18 protein-coding genes are annotated in these 21,743 nt (G+C 66.9%); 4 read left to right on the top strand and 14 right to left on the bottom strand.

Annotated elements, in window-relative coordinates:
- Positions 1-5: 5 nt before the first annotated feature.
- From JL37_RS14980 to JL37_RS14935, 10 genes are all read right to left on the bottom strand, one after another.
- Positions 6-818: an ABC transporter permease gene (locus tag JL37_RS14980; protein ID WP_043545031.1), complete on the bottom strand. Its 813-nt coding sequence runs from the start codon at positions 816-818 to the stop codon at positions 6-8.
- Positions 815-1,627, bottom strand: coding sequence for an ABC transporter ATP-binding protein (locus JL37_RS14975; RefSeq protein ID WP_043545030.1), 813 nt, complete (start codon positions 1,625-1,627; stop codon positions 815-817). The genes JL37_RS14980 and JL37_RS14975 overlap by 4 nt, the downstream gene beginning before the upstream one ends.
- 170 nt (positions 1,628-1,797) lie before the next feature.
- Positions 1,798-2,424: a phospholipid-binding protein MlaC gene (locus tag JL37_RS14970; RefSeq protein WP_043545028.1), complete on the bottom strand. Its 627-nt coding sequence runs from the start codon at positions 2,422-2,424 to the stop codon at positions 1,798-1,800.
- Between the two features lie 39 nt (positions 2,425-2,463).
- Positions 2,464-3,273, bottom strand: coding sequence for a VacJ family lipoprotein (locus tag JL37_RS14965; RefSeq protein WP_043545094.1), 810 nt, complete (start codon positions 3,271-3,273; stop codon positions 2,464-2,466).
- Between the two features lie 83 nt (positions 3,274-3,356).
- The gene (gene mlaD / locus JL37_RS14960; RefSeq protein WP_043545027.1) at positions 3,357-3,854 is read right to left on the bottom strand and encodes an outer membrane lipid asymmetry maintenance protein MlaD; all 498 of its coding nucleotides are present in this window, start codon (positions 3,852-3,854) and stop codon (positions 3,357-3,359) included.
- 12 nt (positions 3,855-3,866) lie between these two features.
- On the bottom strand, positions 3,867-4,655 hold the full coding sequence (mlaE, locus tag JL37_RS14955; protein WP_043545026.1) for a lipid asymmetry maintenance ABC transporter permease subunit MlaE: 789 nt from the start codon (positions 4,653-4,655) through the stop codon (positions 3,867-3,869).
- Entirely contained in the window at positions 4,652-5,488 is an 837-nt protein-coding gene (locus tag JL37_RS14950; RefSeq protein ID WP_043545024.1) for an ABC transporter ATP-binding protein, read from the bottom strand. The genes mlaE and JL37_RS14950 overlap by 4 nt, the downstream gene beginning before the upstream one ends.
- A 242-nt stretch (positions 5,489-5,730) precedes the next feature.
- Complete coding sequence (locus JL37_RS14945; protein WP_043545023.1) at positions 5,731-6,792, bottom strand: nitronate monooxygenase family protein; 1,062 nt, start codon at positions 6,790-6,792, stop codon at positions 5,731-5,733.
- 18 nt (positions 6,793-6,810) lie between these two features.
- Complete coding sequence (locus JL37_RS14940; protein WP_043545022.1) at positions 6,811-7,788, bottom strand: tripartite tricarboxylate transporter substrate binding protein; 978 nt, start codon at positions 7,786-7,788, stop codon at positions 6,811-6,813.
- The gene (locus JL37_RS14935; protein ID WP_043545021.1) at positions 7,785-9,035 is read right to left on the bottom strand and encodes a YbfB/YjiJ family MFS transporter; all 1,251 of its coding nucleotides are present in this window, start codon (positions 9,033-9,035) and stop codon (positions 7,785-7,787) included. The genes JL37_RS14940 and JL37_RS14935 overlap by 4 nt, the downstream gene beginning before the upstream one ends.
- A 65-nt stretch (positions 9,036-9,100) precedes the next feature.
- Between JL37_RS14935 and JL37_RS14930 the strand changes: the two genes are divergently transcribed.
- The gene (locus JL37_RS14930) at positions 9,101-9,976 is read left to right on the top strand and encodes a LysR family transcriptional regulator (RefSeq protein WP_043545020.1); all 876 of its coding nucleotides are present in this window, start codon (positions 9,101-9,103) and stop codon (positions 9,974-9,976) included.
- Here JL37_RS14930 and JL37_RS14925 read toward each other — a convergent pair.
- From JL37_RS14925 to JL37_RS14910, 4 genes are all read right to left on the bottom strand, one after another.
- On the bottom strand, positions 9,964-10,602 hold the full coding sequence (locus JL37_RS14925) for an OmpW family protein (RefSeq protein ID WP_043545093.1): 639 nt from the start codon (positions 10,600-10,602) through the stop codon (positions 9,964-9,966). The two genes, JL37_RS14930 and JL37_RS14925, sit on opposite strands and share 13 nt — an antisense overlap.
- 206 nt (positions 10,603-10,808) lie before the next feature.
- Positions 10,809-12,275: a glutamate synthase subunit beta gene (locus JL37_RS14920; RefSeq protein ID WP_043545019.1), complete on the bottom strand. Its 1,467-nt coding sequence runs from the start codon at positions 12,273-12,275 to the stop codon at positions 10,809-10,811.
- Between the two features lie 8 nt (positions 12,276-12,283).
- Entirely contained in the window at positions 12,284-17,023 is a 4,740-nt protein-coding gene (locus tag JL37_RS14915; protein WP_043545018.1) for a glutamate synthase-related protein, read from the bottom strand.
- A gap of 407 nt (positions 17,024-17,430) precedes the next feature.
- On the bottom strand, positions 17,431-18,186 hold the full coding sequence (locus tag JL37_RS14910) for a hypothetical protein (protein ID WP_043545016.1): 756 nt from the start codon (positions 18,184-18,186) through the stop codon (positions 17,431-17,433).
- Positions 18,187-18,418: 232 nt separating this feature from the next.
- Between JL37_RS14910 and fghA the strand changes: the two genes are divergently transcribed.
- From fghA to rpoH, 3 genes are all read left to right on the top strand, one after another.
- A complete protein-coding gene (fghA, locus tag JL37_RS14905) occupies positions 18,419-19,285 on the top strand; it encodes an S-formylglutathione hydrolase (RefSeq protein WP_043545014.1) in 867 nt (288 codons plus the stop codon).
- A 100-nt stretch (positions 19,286-19,385) separates the two neighbouring features.
- Positions 19,386-20,075 carry a hypothetical protein gene (locus JL37_RS14900; protein WP_043545012.1) on the top strand — a complete coding sequence of 230 codons (690 nt, stop codon included), beginning with the start codon at positions 19,386-19,388 and terminating at the stop codon, positions 20,073-20,075.
- 414 nt (positions 20,076-20,489) lie between these two features.
- Positions 20,490-21,377, top strand: coding sequence for an RNA polymerase sigma factor RpoH (gene rpoH, locus JL37_RS14895; protein WP_043545010.1), 888 nt, complete (start codon positions 20,490-20,492; stop codon positions 21,375-21,377).
- Positions 21,378-21,743 lie beyond the last annotated feature (366 nt).

Genomic DNA, 21,743 nt, shown 5'->3' with positions numbered 1-21,743 from the left:
GGACGTCAATTCCTGAGTTTGTAGCCGCTGGCCAGGAGCCGCAGCGCGTAGAGCGATAGCGCGAGGAACACCCCCGTCACCACCGCCAGGCTGCGCCACGGGGAGACGTCCGACACCGAGAAGAATCCGTAGCGGAAACCGTCGATGGTGTAGAAGATGGGGTTCCAGTGGGACACGCTCTGCCAGAAGGCGGGAAGCGTGTGGATGGAATAGAACACGCCGGACAGGAAGGTCGCCGGCATGATCAGGAAGTTCTGGAAGGCGGCGAGCTGGTCGAATTTCTCGGACCAAAGGCCAGCGATGAGGCCCAGCACGCCCATGATGCCGCAGGCCAGCACGGCGAACACGGCAAGCCACAGCGGGTGCGACGGCACCAGCGACACGAAGAACAGCGCCACCACCCAGACGCACAGGCCGACCGCGAGGCCGCGCACGATCGCGGCCAGCACGTAGGCGGCGAAGATGTCGCGGTGCGACAGCGGCGGCAGCAGCATGAATACCAGGTTGCCCGTGATGCGGCTCTGGATGAGCGACGACGAGGGGTTGGCGAACGCGTTCTGCAGCATGCTCATCATCATGAGCCCGGGGATCAGGAACGCCGTGTAGGGCACGCTGCCATACACCATGACGCGCCCTTCCAGCACGTGCGCGAAGACCAGCAGGTACAGCAGCGCCGTGATCACCGGCGCGGCGATCGTCTGGAAACTGACCTTCCAGAAGCGCATCAATTCCTTGCGCAGCAGGGTGGGAAAGCCGGAGCCCGCGTCCAGGCGGGGGTGCACCAGCGGCTGGCTGGCGGTCGCTGCGGGCTGGGTCATGACGAAATCTCTTCGGGTTGCAGGGCGGGCGCGGCCGGCTCGTCGCCCTGGTGCATGATGCGGACGAATGCGTCTTCCAGGTCGACGCCGCCCACGCGGGCCATCAGGGCCTGGGTGGTGTCGAGCGCCACGATGCGGCCGCGCTTGAGCATGGCGATGCGGCCGCACAGCGCTTCCGCTTCTTCCAGGTAGTGGGTGGTGAGCATGATGGTGTGGCCGGCCTTGTTCAGGCGCGAGATGAATTCCCACAGCGTGCGGCGCAGATCCACGTCCACGCCCGCGGTGGGTTCGTCCAGCACGATCACGGGGGGGCGGTGCACCAGCGCCTGGGCCACCAGCACGCGGCGCTTCATGCCGCCGGACAGCGCCCGCATGTTGGCGTTGGCCTTGTCCGCCAGCCCCAGGTTGAAGAGGATCTCATCGATCCAGTCGTCGTTCTTGCGCAGGCCGAAATAGCCCGACTGGATGCGCAGGGTTTCGCGCACCGTGAAGAAGGGGTCATAGACCAGTTCCTGAGGCACGACGCCCAGGGCCCGCCGTGCCGACTTGTAGTCGGCCACGACATCGTATCCACAGACCGTGGCCCGGCCGGAGGACGCGTGCGCCAGGCCGGCGAGAATCGAGATCAGGGTGGTCTTGCCGGCGCCGTTGGGGCCGAGCAGCCCGAAGAACTCGCCGTGCTCGATGTTCAGGCTGACGTTGTCCAGGGCCTGGAAGCCGGATCCGGGCGCGCGCCCGAGCAGCTTCCGCCAGCCGCTTTGGCGCGGGGAGTAGATCTTGGAGACGTTTTCTAGACTGACAGCGGACATGACGGGGGGAAGTGGCCCGAAAAGAGCGAATCGCTCATTATATAAGCGCGCCGGGACGGGAAAGGGCGATGCCCCTGGCGCCCGTGCGGGTGGGCAGGTTATCCGTCCCCGAAATGAACGGCCCGGCGGGCCTCAAGAGGCGCGCCGGGCCGGGGCAGCCTGGACGGGAATCACTTGTTGCGCTGGTTCAGCGCGTCGATCAGGCCGTCGATGCCGTTCTGGTTGATCTGCTGGGCGAACTGGTTGCGGTAGTTCTCGATCAGCCAGATGCCTTCCACGTTCATGTCGTAGATCTTCCAGCCCTGGGGGGTCTTTTCAAGGCGGTAGTCGACGCCCGTCGGCTGGCCGTTGGACTGGCTGATGAGCGTGCGGACGACGACGTCGTCGGCCTTGGGATCGCCGCGGAACGGCAGCGTGCGGATGGTGGTGCTGGGCGTGACCCGGGTCAGCGCGCCGCTATAAGTGCGCACCAGCGTGCCGCGGAAGGCTTCGGCCAGGGCCGTCTTTTGCTGCTCGTTGGCCTGGCGCCAGTAGCGGCCGGCCGCCAGCCGCGTCGTCTTCTGGAAATCGACGTAGGGCAGGATGTGCGCGTTGACGACCTCGTTGATGCGGGCGGTGTTTCCGGCCTTGACGGCGCCGTCGGCCTTGAGCACATCGAGGGTTTCATTGGCCGCGGCCAGCACGAATTGGTCCGGAGGGCCGTTGGGATCGGGCTTGGCCTGCGCGGCGGCGGCGGCCAGCCCCAGGAGGCTTGCGAAAGCCAGCCGCTGCAGCAGGGAAACAAAAGAAACTTGCATCAAAACTCCTTACTGGTACTGATGGCGCGATCCCGCCGCTTATTTGGCCGCGGGTTGCGGCGCGGGCGCGGCGGGGGTGGCAGGCGCGGCGGGAGCGGCGGCGTCCTCGTCGTCTTCGTAGTTGGGCAGCGAGGCCTCGTCATCCACCTTCTGGCCGAGCACCATGGCGGCGCGGCGTTGCAGATAGGCGTCGCGGACGAAGCTGTACGGGTCGAGCGCCACGCGGTCGACCGTGTCGGTTGCGTCCAGGAGGCTGGCGCGCGTATCGACCACGCGCAGGCCCCAGAGCGAATTGCGCAGGCGGACGTTGTCGATCGCGTCCACGCCCATGTATCCGTAGGTGGTGCCCGCGTAGTCGCCTATCAGGCCGGCGCCGTCGCGCACGGTGGACGAGCCGAAGAACGGCAGCACCAGGTACGGGCCCTGGCCGAAACCCCACACGCCCAGCGTCGTGCCGAAGTCGTTCGGGATCCGGCGCGCGCCATTGGCCGAGGCGACGTCGAAGCAGCCGCCCACGCCCATGGTGGTGTTGAACAGGAAGCGGCCGAGCGTGTTGACGAAGTCGTGGCCCCGGCCCTGCAGGAAGCTGTTGGTGCCGGACCAGAGGTCGCCGACGTTGCTGAAAATATTGTGCACGCAACTGCGCACCGGCTCCGGCGTGACAAAGGTATACGCCTGCGCGACGGGCTTGAACACGGCGCGGTCGACCGTGTCGTTGAACTTGTAGATGCCGCGGTTGAAGCCTTCCCAGGGGTCGCGGGGATCCGGGTTCTGCGGTGCGGCGCAGCCGGCCATCAGCGCGCCAGCCGCTGCGACAGTGGCAATCCGGGAAATCGCTTTCTTCTTCATGATCAGGGCATCCCTATCCATAATTCTTATGATATTGCGTACGCGGACCTCGCCTGTTACCGCGTCTTTCGCAGAATCTTCAATCAATCGGGCGTCTTCGCGGCGGGCTCCGGCGAATTCGTGCCCTGCTTTTCCGCCGATCCATACAGGAACTGGCTGATCAGCTGTTCAAGGACGACGGCGCTCTGCGTGTAGCGGATCTTTCCGCCGTCGGCAAAATTCTCCTCTTCGCTGCCCGCGGTCAGGCCCAGGTACTGTTCGCCCAGCAGCCCGGACGTCAGGATGGACGCCGACGTGTCCTTGGGGAACTGGTAGGCCGTTTCCAGCTTGACCGATACGATCGCCTGGAAGGTCTTGTCGTCGAACGAAATGCCGTCGACCCGGCCCACCACGACCCCGGCGCTCTTGACGGGCGCGCGCACCTTGAGGCCGCCTACGTTATCGAAGTTGGCCGTTACCGTATAGGTCGGCGCGAAAGAAAAAGTGCTCAAGTTGCCGGCGCGCAACGCCAGGAACGCCAGCGCGACCGCACCCAGCAATACGAACAGGCCTACCCAGAAATCGGTTTTTTCGCGTGACATGATCGATCCGTATCAATTTCCAAACATCAAGGCGGTGAGCAGGAAGTCCAGCCCCAGCACCGCCAGCGAGCCCACGACCACGGTGCGCGTGGTGGCCCGGGCCACGCCCTCGGGGGTGGGCTTGGCCTGCCAGCCTTCGTAAAGCGCGACCAGCGTCACCGAGACGCCGAACACCAGGCTCTTGATGACGCCGTTGGCGACGTCCTTCCAGACGTCCACCCCATTTTGCATCTGCGACCAGAAGGCGCCGGCGTCCACGCCGATCATGACCACGCCCACCACCCAGCCGCCGAGGATGCCCACCATGGAGAACACCGCCGCCAGGATGGGCATGGCGATGATGCCGCCCCACAGGCGCGGCACGAGCACGCGTCGCACCGGGTCCACGGCCATGACTTCCATGGCCGCGAGCTGTTCGCCCGCCTTCATGAGGCCGATTTCCGCCGTGAGCGAGGTGCCGGCGCGGCCGGCGAACAGCAGCGCCGTGACGACGGGCCCCAGTTCGCGCACCAGCGACAAGGCTACCAGCAGGCCCAGGGCCTCTTCCGAGCCGTAGCGGTTCAGCGTGTAATAGCCCTGCAGGCCCAGCACGAAGCCCACGAACATGCCGGACACCGCGATGATCAGCAACGAATAGTTGCCGATGAAATGGACCTGCTGCGACACCAGGCGGGGGCGCGACAGCGCGATGCCGCTGCGCGCCAGCATGGCGCCGAAGAACCGGGTGAAGTAGCCGAGGCCCGAGACCCGGGTGCGCACCCAGCCGCCCAGCGAGCCGATAGGGTTGCGGGATACGCTCATGCGCGGCGCCCCTTCTGTTGCGAAAGCCACTTCTGGAAAGCGGGCGTTTCGGGATACTGGAACGCGACCGGGCCGTCGGGCTCTCCCTTGAGGAATTGCTGCACGTAGGGGTCTTGCGAGGCCGACAGCGTTTCCGGCGACCCGGCGGCGGCGAGCTTGCCCTGGCCCACCAGGTAGACCTGGTCCGCGATGGAGAACGATTCCTGGACGTCGTGCGTGATCAGCACCGACGCGCAGCCCAGGCGGTCGGCCAGGCTGCGGATCAGGCGGGCGGTGATGCCCAGCGAGATCGGATCCAGGCCGGCGAAGGGTTCGTCGTACAGAATGAGTTCGGGCTCCAGCACCACGGCGCGGGCCAGCGCCACGCGCCGGGCCATGCCGCCCGAGATTTCGGAAACCTTCAGGTGCGCGGCGGCGCGCAGGCCGACGGCGTCGAGCTTGTCCAGCACGCGCTCGGTGACTTCCGTCTCTTCCAGCCGGGTGTGCTCGCGCAGCGGGAAGGCCACGTTTTCGAAGACGTTCAGGTCGGTGAAGAGCGCGCCCTGCTGGAACAGCACGCCCATGCGCGTGCGCAGCGTTTGCAGTTCGGCCGGGGAGACGTGCGCCATGTCCTGGCCGAAGGCCAGCACCCGCCCCTGCTGCGCGGTGAGCTGGCCGGTGGCCGCCCGCAGCAGGGTGGTCTTGCCCGAGCCCGAGCCGCCCATGATGGCGACCACCTGGCCCGCGCGCACGTCCATGGAGATATCACGCAGAACGGTGAAATCGCCGTAGCCGAGCGCCACGCCTTCCAGGCGCAGGGCGAATTCCGGGGTGCTGCTTGTTTGAGCGGGCATGGGCAACGAAAGGGTGTTTCGGCGGCGGTGCTTGCCCTGCTGTCTGGTCGATGCGTCTGGCGGACATGGGGCCGGCGCGGACAAGACAGGCGGCGTCGGGAAGCGCCCTGTTACTCATATGCCGGGACAAGGTCGGGCCATGGCTCCCGGCGGCGAGGCGCCATTGTAGCCCGACGCTTTGTAATCACAACGCGAGGGGCCGTCCGTGGAACAGTGTTTTCGAGCCAGGGAACAATCCCGGTTCAGCGGCGCGTCTGCGCCGCTGCCGTTTCCCTGGCCAGCCGCTGGACCAGGTCCGCGGTGGTTTCGCGCCTGGCCAGGGGGGCGCCTTGGCCGGCCCACAGGGAAAGCACGTCGATATTGCCCGCCTTGCCGCCCGCCGTGCGCATGGGCCGCGTCAGGGCGTTTTGCAGGGGGTACGGCAGGATGTCGTCCGCAAGGGTGTCGGCGTCCCGCATGAATGCGTTTTCGATGCCGCGGGCGGGACGGCCGGAAAACGCCCGGGTCACGCGCGATTGCTCGGAGCGCGAGGCGGGAAGGAGCGCCTTGTAGGCTTCGTTAATACCAGACTCCTCCGTGGTGAGAAAGGCCGTCCCCATTTGTGCGAGGTCGGCGCCCAGGGCCAGGGCGGCAGCGATGCCGCGGCCGTCCATGATGCCGCCCGAGGCGATGACCGGCACGGAGACGGCGTCCGCCACCTGCGGCACCAGAGCCATGGTGCCGATCAGCGATTCCTCGAAACCGCCCAGGAATGTGCCCCGGTGGCCGCCGGCCTCGGCGCCTTGCGCGACGACGGCGTCCACGCCGTCCTGCTCGAGCGCCACCGCTTCGCGCACCGTGGTTGCGGTGCCCACGGTGAGGATGCCCGCCGCGCGGCAGCGCGCGAGCGCTTCCGCCGGGATGCGGCCGAAGGTGAAACTGAAAACCGCCGGGCGCACACGCAGGATCGCCTCGATCTGCCCTTCCAGCGGATCCGGCTGGGGGCCGGGCTCGGCGGGCGCCGGCAGGCCCAGCTGCTGGTGATAGCGCGCCATCAGGGCCAGCATGCGGCCGGCGTCGCCGCGCATGGCTTCCTGCGGCACCGACGCGAACAGGTTGATGGCGAACGGCCGCTGCGTGCGCGCGCGGATCGCCTGCGCCGCGGCCTCGATCTGTTCGGGGCCCATGTAAGCGGCCCCGAGCGAACCCAGGGTTCCCGCCTTCGATGCTTCGGAGACCAGTTCCACCGTCGTGGCGCCGCCGGCCATGGGGGCCTGGACGATGGGGTGGAGCAGCTTGAGCAGTTCAATCAGACGGGTAGCCATGGGATTACTCCTGAAAGGTTATTGAAGCTGGATGTTCCCAGCCTTGATGACGTGGGCCCACTTTTCGGTTTCGCTCTTGATGAAGGCCGCGAATTCCTCGGGCGTGCCGCCGCCGGCCTGGCTGCCGGTGTCCGCAATGGCCTTCTGCACGTCGGGCTCTTTCAGGATGCGGTTGAACTCGGCATTGAGCTTGGCGATGATCGGCGCGGGCGTGCCGGCGGGCGCCACGATGCCCTGCCAGTTGTACGACTCGAAGCCGGGCAGGCCCGATTCGGCCATGGTGGGCACGTCGGGCAGCACGGCCAGGCGCTTGGCGGAGGTGACGGCGATGGGGTGGATCTTCTTGCCCTGGATGGCCGGCAGCGCGGAATAGCCCATTTCGAACATCATCGAGATATGGCCGCCCATGAGGTCGGTCGCGGCCAGGCTGCCGCCCTTGTACGGGACGTGGACGATGTCGATCTTGGCCTGTTCGCGGAACATTTCGCCGGAGAGGTGGTGGGCGCCGCCCACGCCGGACGAGCCGAACGACAGCTTGCCGGGTTCTTTCTTGGCCAGCGCGATCAGGTCGGCCAGCGTCTTCACCGGCAGGTCGTTGTTCACGCTCAGCACCAGCGGGCTGTTCTCGAGCAGGATGATGGGCGCCAGATCCTTCTGCGGATCGTAAGGCATGTCCTTCATCAGTGTCGGATTGACCGCCATGGGCGCCAGATTGCCCGTGCCGATGGTGTAGCCGTCGGGGGCGGCTCGGGCGATCAGGTTGGTGCCGACCACGCCGCCGGCGCCCGCCTTGTTCTCGACCACGATGGGTTGGCCCAGCGTGTCGCCCAGCTTGCGCGCCAGCAGGCGCACGCGGGTATCGGCGAAGCCGCCCGGCGCGTAGGGCACGATCATGGTGATGGGCTTGGCCGGCCAGTCCGCGGTCTGGGCCTGGGCGGCGCCGCTGAAGGCGGCAACGGCCGCGAGGGCGGCGATCAGGGGGCGCAACGGTTTCATGCTGGGAACTCCTCTTTCTGCTTTCTAGTGGAACAGCCCTGTGGGCCGATCGCATTATGCCCAGCGCCTTCGACGTCTGTCGTGATTTTTCCCAAGCGCCATGCCGAAAGCGCCAGCAGCGCCGCGCTGCCCCCCAGCACTTGCGGCAGGCCGGCGCCCCAGCCGGCCGCCCACGAAGCCAGAAGCGGCCCCAATATCTGGCCAGCCGCGAAAGCCGCCGTCATGATGGCGGCCGCCCTGGGGGCCGCCGCGCCGGCTCCCCGCCGGGCGGCCAGCATGCCCGCCTGGGTGATCACCATGAAGGTGCCGCCCACCAGCACGGCGGCCAGGATCACCGCGGCAATGTGGTGCCATATCGCCACGGCCAGCATGCCCAGGGCCATCAGGGCCTGGGCGCCGCGCCAGACCTGGCGGTCGTCGCGGCCGCGGCCCAGGCGCGGGACCAGCAGGCAGGAGATCGCCGCGGCCAGCCCGAACAGCGGCCAGGCCCAGCCGAAGACCGCGGGGTCGGGGATGGTTTCCTTGGCCATCGCGGGCAGGAAGGTGGCGGGAACGATGTAGCCCACGCCGAAGACGCCGTAGTGCAGGGCCAGCCGCGGCATGGCGGGAGGCAGGCCGGCGGCCGGCGCCGTGGCGGCTCGCGGCGGGACGGGCGCCGCCTGGCGGCGCAATCCGGTCCAGGCTGCTGCGGACAAGGCCAGCGCCAGGCCGCCCAGGGCGATCCAGAGGGTGTCCGCCCGCGCGCCCCGCGCCGCCAGGGCGAGGCATGCCAGCCCCGTCAGCGCGATGCCCGCTCCCACGCCGGCGTAGGTCACGGCGGACGCGCCCGCCTCGCGCGGGTCGCCCGCGGGCGCGGGCCGCCAGGCCGCCACGCAGATGAAGGCGCTGGCGCTTGCATACCCCGCCGCCAGCCGCAGCGCGCACCAAGCCGCCATTCCGTGCCAGAACGGCATGGCCAGCGTCAGCAGGGCTACGGCAAGCAGGCTGGCGGCCAGCGCGCCGCGCAGCCGCCGGATGGGCCAGGCGATGGCGGCCAGGGCTCCGAGCAGGTAGCCCGCATAGTTCGCCGAGGCCAGCCAGCCGCCCTGCGCCAGGGACAGGCCGGCTTCCTGCGCCATGGAGGGCCACACCGGCGTGAAGGCGAAGCGGCCGATCCCCATGGCGGCCGCCAGGGCCAGCGCCGCGGGCCAGGCCAGGGCGGCCGGGCTGCGGGAATCGGGAACGGAAGAAGTAACGGGCGTTGACATGCCCCCTACTCTACGGCTGTACTAATATCTTTAATAGTGAATTATTAAGAATTTGAGTTCTTGAAATGAGAAATTTGGATCTGGACGCGCTGCAGATATTCAAGGCGGTGGCCGACCAGGGCGGCGTGGCGCGCGCCGCCCTGCACCTGAACCGCGTGCAGTCCAACGTGTCGACCCGCCTGAAGCAGCTCGAAGCCTCGCTGGATGCGCCGCTGTTCCGGCGCCAGAACCGCCGCCTGGTGCTGTCGGATCAGGGCCGGGTGCTGCTGTCGTACGCCGACCGGCTGCTGCGCCTGTCGGACGAGGCGCAGGCGGCGGTGCGCGAGGGTTCGCCGCGAGGCGTGCTGCGCATCGGCACCATGGAAAGCACGGCCGCCGCGCGCCTGCCGCCCATCCTGGCGGCCTATCACGCGTCCTGGCCGCAGGTGCGCATCGAACTGGTGACCGGCACCTCGGCGGCGCTGGCCGCCAAGGTGCGCAACTACGACATCGAAGCCGCGTTCGTCGCCCAGCCGTTTCCGGCGCAGGGGCTGGCGGCGGTGGACGCGTTCCGGGAAGAGCTTGCGCTGATCTCGCCCATGGCGTGGGATCCGATCGGGAGCGCCCGGGAACTGGGCGACCGCAGCGTCATCGCGTTCGCCTCCGGGTGCTCTTATCGGCGCATCCTGGAGTCCTGGCTGAACCAGGAAGGGATTACGCCGGGCAATGTGATGGAGTTCGCGTCGTATCACGCCATCGTGGCATGCGTGGCCGCGGGGTCGGGCGTGGCCATCGTGCCGCGCTCGGTGCTCGAGGTGCTGGGAACGGCGCATTCCGTGCGCGTCGGCGCGCTGCCTGGCGCGCATGGCCGGGCCTTGACCCAGCTGGTCTGGCGCGCCGACGACGATACGCCGGCGCTGCAGGCCTTGCGGCAGGAACTGGAAGCCGCTCAGAAGCGGTAGCCGACGCCCAGCGTAGCCACCCAGGGATTGATCCGCGCGGTGCCGATGTGCTGGCCGTCCAGTTTCACCTTGGACGAGATGTCGATGTAGCGGATGTCCGCGTTCATGAACCAGCGGTCATTGATCTTGATGTCCGCGCCAAGCTGCGCGGCCACGCCCCACGAATCCTTCAGCTTCAGGTCGGAGCCGCTCAGCGCGCCCTCGGCCTTGGTGTCGAAGAAGTGGGTGTAGTTGATGCCCACGCCGATGTAGGGCTGGATCATGCTGTCCGGCAGGATGTGCCATTGCAGGCTCAGCGTGGGCGGCAGGTGCTTGGTCGAGCCGATCTTGCCCAGGCCGCTGCCGCGGATGTCGTGCTGGAAGGGCCAGGCGCCCAGCAGTTCGATGCCGATGTTGCGCGTGGCCATGTAGGTCAGGGTGAAGCTCGGGCGCACGTTGTTGTTGACGTCCAGCTTGACGCTGCCGTCGAGTACGCTGCCGTTGTTGGACGAGGGGCGGACCTGCGTCACACCGACCTTGAGCAGCACGTCCCCGGCTTCGTGTGCGTGCGCGGGAGCGGCAAGCGTGCCGGCGGCGATCAGGCCGGCGATGGCGGTGGCGCGGATACGGCCGTTCAGCGAAAACATTTTCTTCTCCGATCTTTCCATTAGGTGAGCTGACAGGTTCTCAAACCTGGCGTCTGGCCCGCTTGACGTGTGTCAAATCGTGAAAAGACCGCAATCGAAAAGTGGTTATGTTGCAACAGGCCGCGATGCGCTGGCGCGGTCCGGCAAAAAAATCGCCGCCGGGGCATGCGCCCGGCGGCGATCTGGCTGGAGCCTGATCGTGAGGATCAGCGCGGCAGTTCGCTGCTGCCCATGAGGAAGGCGTCCACCGAGCGTGCGCACTGGCGGCCTTCGCGGATGGCCCAGACCACCAGGGACTGGCCGCGGCGCATGTCGCCGGCGGTGAAGACTTTTTCCACGTTGGTGCGGTAGTCGTCGGTATTGGCGCGCACGTTGCCGCGCGCGTCGCGATCCACGCCGAAGGCGTCGAGCACCGTCTGCACCGGCGACACAAAGCCCATGGCCAGCAGCACCAGGTCGGCCTTGATCTCGAATTCCGAGCCTTCGGCCTCGCGCATCTTCATCTGGCCGGTGGCTTCGTCCTTGAACCATTCGACGCGCGCGCCGACCAGCTTCTCGACCTTGCCGTTGCTGCCCTTGAGCAGCTTGGTGGTCACGGACCAGTCGCGCTCGCAGCCTTCCTCGTGCGAGGAGGACGTGCGCATCTTCAGCGGCCAGTACGGCCACGTCATGGACTTGTTCTCGGATTCGGGCGGCTGGGGCATCAGTTCGAACTGCGTGACCGAGGCCGCGCCATGGCGGTTGCTGGTGCCCACGCAGTCGGACCCCGTATCGCCGCCGCCGATCACGACCACGTGCTTGCCCTTGGCCAGCGTCTGATTGGTGAGGCGGTCGCCGGCCACGGCCTTGTTCTGCTGGCGCAGGAAGTCCATCGCGAAATACACGCCCGACAGTTCGCGACCGGGCACCGGCAGGTCGCGCGGGGTTTCCGAGCCGCCGCTCATCACTACCGCGTCGAATTCGGCCAGCAGCGATTCCGGCGTGCGCACCGTCAGGCCATCGGCCACGGGGTCGCTCGGATTGCCGATATAGGTCGAGGGCGCGAATTCCACGCCTTCGGCTTCCATCTGGGAGATGCGGCGGTCGATCTGGTGCTTTTCCAGCTTGAAATCGGGGATGCCGTAGCGCAGCAGCCCGCCGATGCGGTCGCTCTTTTCGAACAGCGTCACCGAATGGCCCGCGCGGGCCAGCTGCTGCGAGCAAGCCAGGCCGGCGGGGCCGGAGCCCACCACCGCGACCTTCTTGCCGGTCTTGCGCGCCGGCACTTGCGGCGCCACCCAGCCTTCGGCCCATCCCTTGTCGATGATCGCGTGCTCGATGGACTTGATGCCCACAGCGTCGCTGTTGATGTTCAAGGTACAGGCGGCTTCGCACGGGGCCGGGCAGATGCGGCCGGTGAACTCGGGGAAGTTGTTGGTGGAGTGCAGCACGTCCAGCGCGCGCTTCCAGTCCTGCTTGTACACCAGGTCATTCCAGTCCGGGATGATGTTGTTGACCGGGCAGCCGTTGTTGCAGAACGGAATGCCGCAATCCATGCAGCGCGCCGCCTGCTGCTTGGCCTGGTCGTCGTTCAGGTGCAGCACGAATTCGCGCCAGTTCTTCAGACGCTTCTGCGGGGCCTCCGAGGCCTCCTGCAGGCGCTGGTATTCCATGAATCCGGTGATCTTTCCCATGATTTCCCTCACGCAGCCAGTTGTTGCGGGTTGGCTGCACGCCACATTTCACCCAATGCGCGGCGGTAGTCCGTCGGCATGATCTTTACGAATTTGCCGCGCGAGGCTTCCCAGTCGCCCAGGATCTCGCGCGCGCGGAAGCTGCCGGTGTAGCGGAAGTGGTCTTCCACCAGGCGGCGCAGGATGGTCTCGTCCGTTTCGCGTTCGCCGCCGCGCTGCGCGCTGTGCCAGGTATCCATGCCGTTCTGCGCGAGCTGCTCGGCATGCGAGGACACCGGTTCCAGTTCCACCATGGCCAGGTTGGCGCGGTGCTTGAGCGTGCGCTCCGGATCCCACACGTAGGCTACGCCGCCGGACATGCCGGCCGCGAAGTTGCGGCCCGTGGCGCCCAGCACCACGACAGTGCCGCCGGTCATGTATTCGCAGCCGTGGTCGCCCGTGCCTTCCACCACCGTGGCGGCGCCCGAGTTGCGCACCGCGAAACGCTCGCCGGCCACGCCGTTGAAGAAGGCCTCGCCCGCCAGCGCGCCGTACAGCACGGTGTTGCCGGCGATGATGTGGTCGGGGCCGAAGCCGCGGAAGTCGTTGGGAGAGCGCACGATGATGCGGCCGCCCGACAGGCCCTTGCCCACGTAGTCGTTGCCTTCACCCACCAGGTCCATCGTGATGCCGTGCGCCAGGAACGCGCCGAAACTCTGGCCTGCCGTGCCGTTGCACTGGATGTGGATGGTGTCGTCCGGCAGTCCGTCATGGCCGTAGCGCGAAGCCACGGCGCCCGACAGCATGGCGCCGATCGTGCGGTTGCGGTTGCGCACCGGAACGATGAACGAGACTTTCTCGCCGCGCTCCAGCGCGGGCTTGCTGCGTTCGATCAGCTGGTGATCGAGCGCGCCGGCCAGGCCGTGGTCCTGCTCTTCCGTCTGGCGCACGTCGGCGTCGGACGGCGTCTGGTGGAACACGCGGGCGAAGTCCAGGCCTTGCGCCTTCCAGTGCTCGACGCCCGAACGCATGTCCAGCAGGTCGGCGCGGCCGATCAGGTCGTCGAACTTGCGGATGCCCAGCTGGGCCATGATTTCGCGCACTTCCTCGGCGATGAAGAAGAAGAAGTTCACGACATGCTCGGGCTTGCCCTGGAATTTCTTGCGCAGGACCGGATCCTGCGTGGCCACGCCCACCGGGCAGGTGTTCAGGTGGCACTTGCGCATCATGATGCAGCCTTCCACGACCAGCGGAGCGGTGGCGAAGCCGAATTCATCGGCGCCCAGCAGCGCGCCGATGACGACGTCGCGGCCGGTCTTCATCTGGCCGTCGGCCTGCACGCGGATGCGGCTGCGCAGGCGGTTCAGCACCAGCGTCTGCTGGGTTTCGGCCAGGCCCAGTTCCCAGGGCGTGCCGACGTGCTTGATCGACGAGACCGGGGAAGCGCCCGTGCCGCCGTCATGGCCGGCGATCACGACGTGGTCGGCCTTGGCCTTGGCCACGCCCGCGGCCACCGTGCCCACGCCCACTTCGGACACCAGCTTGACCGACACCGACGCCTTGGAATTCACGTTCTTCAGGTCGTGGATGAGCTGGGCCAGGTCTTCGATGGAATAGATGTCGTGGTGCGGCGGGGGCGAAATCAGGCCCACGCCTGGGACCGAGTAGCGCAGTTTGGCGATGTATTCGGAAACTTTGTGGCCGGGCAGCTGGCCGCCTTCGCCGGGCTTCGCGCCCTGCGCCATCTTGATCTGGATCTGGTCGGCCGACGACAGGTATTCGGCGGTCACGCCGAAACGGCCCGAGGCCACCTGCTTGATCTTCGAGCGCAGCGAATCGCCCTTCTTCAGCTGGACGTCCGCCTCGATGCGGTCCGAACCCAGCACGGAGGCCAGCGTGTCGCCGTCCTTGACGGGGCTCTTGCCTTCGCGCATTTCATCGCGGTAGCGCAGTTCGTCCTCGCCGCCTTCGCCGGTGTTGGATTTGCCGCCGATGCGGTTCATGGCCACGGCCAGCACCGAGTGCGCCTCGGTGGAGATCGAGCCCAGCGACATGGCGCCGGTGGCGAAGCGCTTGACGATTTCCTTGGCGGGTTCGACGTCGTCCAGTGGGATCGCGCGCGACGGGTCGAAGCGGAACTCGAACAGGCCGCGCAGGGTCATGTGGCGGCGGCTCTGGTCGTTGATGATCTGCGCGTATTCCTTGTACGTGCGGTAATTGTTGGCGCGCGAAGCGTGTTGCAGCTTGGCGATGGAGTCCGGGGTCCACATGTGCTCTTCGCCGCGCACGCGGTAGGCGTATTCGCCGCCCGCGTCCAGGTCGTTGGCCAGGACCGGGTCGGTGCCGAAGGCGGCGCGGTGCTGGCGCAGCGCTTCCTCGGCGACCTGGAAGATGCCGATGCCTTCAATGTTGGACGAGGTGCCGGTGAAGTACTTGTTGACCAGGGCGCTTTGCAGGCCCACGGCTTCGAAGATCTGCGCGCCGGTGTAGGACATGTACGTGGAAATGCCCATCTTGGACATGACCTTGTTCAGACCCTTGCCGATCGCCTTGATGAAGTTCTTCACCGCCTTTTCGGGGTCGTTCATCTTGCCCAGCGATTCCAGCGCCAGGTAGGGGTGGATGGCTTCGGCGCCGTAGCCGCCCAAAAGCGCGAAGTGGTGCACTTCGCGCGCAGAGCCGGTTTCCACGACCAGGCCGGTGTTGGTGCGCAGCCCGGCGCGGATCAGGTGCTGGTGGACGGCCGAGGTGGCCAGCAGCGCGGGGATGGCCACGCGCTCGCTGTCGACCAGGCGGTCGGACACGATCAGGATGTTGTAGCCGCTCTGCACCGCGTCGACGGCGCGCGCGCACAGCGCGGCCACGCGGGCCTCGATGCCCTCGGGGCCCCAGGCGGCGGGATACGTGATGTCCAGCTCGAAGCTGCGGAACTTCTTGCCGGTTACCTGTTCGATGTCGCGGATCTGCGCCATGGCGGCGAAGTCCAGCACCGGCTGGGACACTTCCAGGCGCAGCGGCGGGTTGACGTTATTGATGTCCAGCAGGTTCGGCTTGGGGCCGATGAAGGACACCAGCGACATCACGAGCTGTTCGCGGATGGGGTCGATCGGCGGGTTCGTGACCTGCGCGAACAACTGGCGGAAATAGTTGTAGAAGGGCTTGGCGCGGTCCGAGAGCACGGCCAGCGGGGCGTCGTTGCCCATCGAGCCGATCACTTCCTCGCCGCTCGCGGCCATGGGCTCGAGGATGAACTTGTAGTCTTCCTGGGTCCAGCCGAAGGCCTGCTGGCGGTCCAGCAGCGAGACGGACGACTGCGTGGCGACGGCGGCCTGGCGCGGGGCCGGCAGCGACTCCAGCTTGATCTGCAGGCGTTCGATCCACTGGCGGTAGGGCCGGCTGTTGGCCAGCTGCAGCTTGATCTCTGCGTCGTCGATGATGCGGCCCTGCTCCAGGTCGATCAGGAACATCTTGCCCGGCTGCAGGCGCCACTTCTTGATGATGCGGTTCTCGGGGATCGACAGCGTGCCGGCTTCGGAGGCCAGGATGACCATGTCGTCATCGGTGACCAGGTAGCGGGCCGGGCGCAGGCCGTTGCGGTCCAGCGTGGCGCCGATCTGGCGACCGTCGGTGAAGGCGACCGCGGCGGGGCCGTCCCAGGGCTCCATCATGGCGGCATGGTATTCGTAGAACGCGCGGCGGCTTTCGTCCATCTGCGTGTGCTGTTCCCAGGCTTCCGGGATCATCATCATCATGGCGTGGGCCAGCGAATAGCCCGAGTTCACCAGCAGTTCCAGGCAGTTGTCGAACGTGGCGGTGTCGGACTGGCCTTCGTAGACGATGGGATACAGCTTCTTCAGGTCTTCGCCCAGCACGGCCGACTGCATCATGCCTTCGCGGGCGCGCAGCCAGTTGAAGTTGCCCTTTACCGTGTTGATTTCGCCGTTGTGGGCGATCATGCGGTACGGGTGGGCCAGCGGCCAGGCCGGGAAGGTGTTGGTCGAGAAGCGCTGGTGCACCAGCGCCAGCGCGGACACCGTGCGCGGATCGGCCAGGTCGCGGTAGTAACGGCCGACCTGGTCGGCCAGCAGCAGGCCCTTGTAGACCACGGTGCGCACCGAGGCCGAGGGCACGAAATATTCCTTGCCATGCGCCAGGTGCATGTTCTGGATGGCGTGGCTGGCGGTCTTGCGGATCACGTACAGCTTGCGCTCCAGCGCGTCCGGCACCATCACGTCGGCGCCCCGGCCGATGAAGAGCTGGCGGATCACGGGTTCGCAGGCGCGCACGGCGGGCGACATGGGCATATCGACGTCCACCGGCACATTGCGCCAGCCCAGCACGACCTGGCCTTCGGCGCGCACCGAGCGCTCCAGTTCCTGCTCGCAGGCCAGGCGCGATGCGGTTTCCTTGGGCAGGAACACCATGGCCACGCCGTACTCGCCGGGCGGCGGCAGGACGATGCCTTGCTGGCCCAGTTCATCGCGATAGAGCGCGTCGGGGATCTGGATCAGGATGCCGGCCCCGTCGCCCATCAGCTTGTCCGCGCCGACCGCGCCGCGGTGGTCCAGGTTTTCCAGGATCTTCAGGCCCTGCTGGATGATGGCGTGGCTTTTCTTGCCCTTGATGTGCGCAACGAAGCCAACGCCACAGGCGTCATGTTCGTTCTTGGGGTGGTACAGGCCCTGGACCGGCGGCAGGCCGATGCGGCTGGCGTCGATGGGGGTCGCCTTGGGCGGGGGACAGGATTCGATCTGGGTGTTTTGGGGCATGGCGCGCTCCGCAGTGGGCCTGCGTCGTAATGTTGCAGTGCAGGAGACGGACAATACCCCCGCAGGCAGCATGGCGCAATATAAATAAAAGGGGTCTGCCCCTAATTTTATCAAGTGTTATTCATAGAGGATTAATATAGGGACAAAGCAACAGCGGCGCCAGTAGCGGGCTTGCGAGACGGTATGCACCGGGACGGTGCGCGCCGAAGGCTTGGATCCCCGTTTTTTGCTTTATACGTCCCCATTTTTAGGGCACGCCTCCAGGCCAGGCGTAGGTGGCCCGCGGTGTTGCGCGTACGCCAATGCTGCGGTGTCCGCGGCAGGCGCGATGAAGCCCAGCGCACCGCCGGCGCGCTGGGCTGAAGGAAAGAAGCGATGGCGATCCGCCGCCTGGGGCGGATTCCGGATCAGGTATTGGAAGCGGACGGGGTGGACGTCGGCTCGGCGTCGGCGTCGGCCGGGGCCGGAGTGGCTGGCTTCTTGCGGGGGCGGCCGCGCTGGCCGGGGGCGACTCGCCGGCTGGCGGTGTGGGCCAGGCTTGCGATGAAGCTGGGGCCGCCCAGGGCCCACTGGCCGGAAACCGCCTGGTCGATGCGCTGGCTTTCCTCGCGCGACAGGCCGTCCTGCAGCCGCTTGCGGTAGTTGGCCTGGCGGTCGAACGGCGTGTTGCCGCAAGCCCAGTAGTCCGCGTGGTCGGATTGCCACTGCGCCGGGGCCGCGCTGGTGTTGCCGGTATGGCTGGCGGCGGACGACCAGGGCCAGGAATCGGGATCCTGCGAGGCGCCGCTGCGCACGGGGTAGGTTTCGAGCCAGACCAGGGCGGGCAGCACCCAGGCGCCCGGCTCGAGCAAGGCGGAGCGGTAGCGTCCGGCGAAGACACGGCCGCCGCGCAGCCGAGCCGCCAGGTTGCGGCCCAGCGTTTGCATCAGCCGCGGCAGGCCCTCTTCGTCCGCTGGCGTGGCCAGCAGGAGGATGCGGTCGTTGGCGAGCACCCAGCCATGAACCGAGACACGGTGGCGTTGGGCGGATTCGCCCAGCCATGTGGCCAGTTGGTTCAGGATGTCGGCAGGCGCGGGTTGCGACGGCGCCGCCAGCGGCTGGATGAAGTTGGCCTGCACCAATTGGGGCAGCCCAGGGGCGTACAGACGGGGCAGACGGGCCATAGTGTCAGGACTTGCGTATCCGGAAGAACGGTTTGTCTTCTCTCACGGTATATAAATAGTGCCACGGTAGGCGCTGGTCAAGTCCCGTGATCACGATATGGGCAAGGAACCGCCTTTTTTTTCGTCGTCCGTACCCGATATCGCGCAGGTTAACATTCGGCGACGGAACGTCGTACCGTGGATATACCCTAACCCGGCGGCGCTTTTTTGACCCTCACGACTGGAGAACACTATGGCCGTGGCCCTGGAACTCATTTCGCAGCATCGCTGCTTTGGTGGCTGGCAGCGCTACTACCGCCACGAGTCCACGGAGATCGGCCTGCCCATGCGGTTCTCGGTCTACGTGCCGCCGCAAGCCGAAGAGGGGCCGGTTCCCGTGCTGTTCTACCTTGCGGGGCTGACCTGCACCGAGGAAACCTTCATGATCAAGGGGGGCGCCCAGCGCCTGGCCGCGGAGCTTGGCGTCATGCTGGTCGCCCCGGACACCAGCCCGCGCGGCGCCAACGTCCCCGGCGAGGACGAAAGCTGGGACCTGGGCACTGGCGCGGGCTTCTATGTCGACGCCACCACGCCAGCCTGGCGCACCCACTATCGCATGTACAGCTACGTGACGGAGGAATTGCACGGGATCGTAACGGGCGACGCCTTGCCGGGCGACGCGTCGCGCACCGGGATCTTCGGCCATTCCATGGGCGGCCACGGCGCGTTGGTGCTGGCCCTGCGCAACCCGGGCAAGTTCCGTTCGGTGTCGGCGTTCGCGCCCATCGCCGCGCCCAGCCTATGCCCCTGGGGCAAGAAGGCGTTCGGGGCCTATCTGGGCGCCGATGAGCAGGACTGGGCCGCCTACGATGCCTCCGCGCTGATGCGCCAGGCCCGGCAGCCTTTCCCGGGCGGCATCCTGATCGACCAGGGGGAATCGGACCAATTCCTGGCGGAGCAGTTGTATCCCGAGGTATTCGCGGCGGCCTGCGCCGACGCGGGCCAGCCGCTGGTCCTGCGGCGCCATGAGGGCTACGACCACGGCTACTACTTCATCTCGACCTTCATCGAGGATCACATCCGGTTTCACGTCGAGCGGCTTGGAAAACCGGCGGCCTGAGGCCGCTTCTATACTGGCGGGCCTGCCGCGGCGGGCCCGCGGCACCCGGGAGGCAGCCGGGCCGCAGCCCGCGGCGTGTTCTTAAAAAGGAACGCCTGACTTGATCAACGGAATCGCTCCCTTCGTCTGGATACTGCTGGGCGCCGTCGTCGTCCTGTTGCCTGGGATCGTCATGTTGCTGGGCAGGGGCGGCCCACGCGATGAGCGGGGCCGCAAGATGTTCCAGTTCCGGCCGGTGCGCCGGCTGTTCGGACTGATGCTGGTGCTGCTGGGCTGCGTGTCGGGCTTGCTGGCGTTGTCGCTGGTGCAGTTTTTCCGGCTGACCACCGATGAACCCGTCGCGCGCGTTGAAATCCGGCAGCAGGCAGAGGGCCAGTTCCAGCTCACCGCCAGCGCGCCCGGCACCGGAACCCGGCAATACGTGTTGTATGGCGACCAGTGGCAGATCGATGCCCGGGTCGTCCGCTGGCGGGTGCCGGCGCTGATGGCGGGCGTGCCGCCCTTGTACCGCCTGGAGCGGCTGTCCGGCCGCTACAGCGATGCGGCCCGCGAGGCGTCGGCTACGCGCTCGGTTCACTCCCTGGACGACTGGCCCGCGCCGGACCTGGGATCCCTGAAGAAGAATTTCCCGAACTGGTTTCCCTTCGTCGATGTCCAATTCGGCAGCGGCGCCTACATGCCCCTGTTCGACGGAGCCCGCTACCAGGTCTTCCTGGACCCGCGCGGCGCCCTTTTCATCCGCCCGGACGGGGAAGCCACGGCCGAAGGGCTGAAGCGCCTGGGCTGGTAGGTGGAAGCCCCCCACGCTGCGCGCGCTACGCGTGCTTGCTGCCCCCCCGAGGGGGGCTGCGCCGCCTTGGGGCGGCCCGGCGGCGGCGCGGCTGTTCTTGCGTGAGCGCCCACGCTGCGCGCACTGTGTGCGTTCGCTGCTCTCTGAGGGGCTGCGCTGTCTCGGGCAAGTGGATCTGAAGGCCATGAGTAAGCTGATCAACCTGTTACCCATGTCCCCGTACACCTGTTACCTATGTCTCCGGTCCGTACTCTGGCCCGCCTTGGGGCGGCCCGGCTGGCCGAAAAATAAATGAGGACGAGCTATGTGGGAGGAAACTTTGACGCGCCGCAATAGTCGAATTAGCACTCCCATTACTAGAGTGCTAACATCGAATCCATGTCGTTACCCCTTCGCCTTCCGGAGACCCCCGCTATGAAACAACCCAGTACCTCGTTGGCCACTTCCGGCAACGCCCTGGCGTTGGCCATTGCCAATCCGGGCGCACTCGGCACGATCGACGCATACATTTCCGCGGTGAACCGCCTGCCGGTCCTGTCGGCGGAACGTGAAACCGAACTTGGCCGCCGTCTGCGCGACCAGGAAGACCTGGGCGCGGCGCGCGAGCTGATCCTGTCGCACCTGCGCCTGGTGGTGTCGGTGGCCCGCCAGTACCTGGGTTATGGCTTGCCCCACGCTGACCTCATCCAGGAAGGCAATGTCGGCCTGATGAAGGCCGTGAAGCGCTTCGACCCCGAGCGCGGCGTGCGCCTGGTGTCGTTCGCGGTGCATTGGATCAAGGCGGAAATCCACGAGTACATCATCCGCAACTGGCGCCTGGTGAAGGTCGCAACCACCAAGGCCCAGCGCAAGCTGTTCTTCAACCTGCGCAGCATGCGCCCCGACGGCCAGACGCTGGATCCCGACCAGGTCGACCACATCGCGCGCGAATTGAACGTGCGCCGCGAAGACGTGAGCGAGATGGAAGTCCGCCTGTCCGGCCGCGATATGTCGCTGGAAAACCAGGATGACGACGATGACAGCTACGCGCCCATCGCCTACCTGTCCGACGACGGCCGCCAGGAGCCCACGCGGGTGCTGGAGCGGGCCGCGCGCGACGAGTTGCAGGGCAACGGCCTGAGCGATGCGCTGGAAGCGCTGGACCCCCGCTCGCGCCGCATCGTCGAGGCGCGCTGGCTGCAGGACGACGGCGGCGCCACCTTGCACGAACTCGCGCAGGAATTCGGCGTGTCGGCCGAGCGCATCCGCCAGATCGAGGCCGCCGCCTTGAAGAAGATGCGGGGCAACCTCGTCGCGGCGTGATTGGCGCGTCGAGCATGCAAAGGGCCGCTCTTTAGCGGCCCTTCGTTTTGTGCGGCGGCGGGGCATCGCCGCGCATAATTTGATACAAATTTGCCCGAAATTTTTGCACCGCGCCAGAAACTTAATGAAGATCGCGTCGCCTAACTTCATGTAGACCGCGAACTTCGGTTGGCCGTCTAGTCGTCCGTCTCGGCTTCTCCTCTTTCCCCTCCCCTATGAGACGGATGTTTGCGGGGCACCATGCATATCGGTGCCCCGTTTTTTATGTGGGCCCCCACGCTGCGCACGCGTTGCGTGCTTGCTGCCCCCCAGGGGGGCTGCGTGTACAGACCGGGGACATAGGTAACAGGTGTACGGGAACATGGG

This window comes from Achromobacter sp. RTa (assembly GCF_000757485.1).
GTDB lineage: Bacteria > Pseudomonadota > Gammaproteobacteria > Burkholderiales > Burkholderiaceae_B > Achromobacter.
Note: the sequence above shows the minus strand (reverse complement) of the source record. Positions and strands in the feature narration are given on the sequence as shown.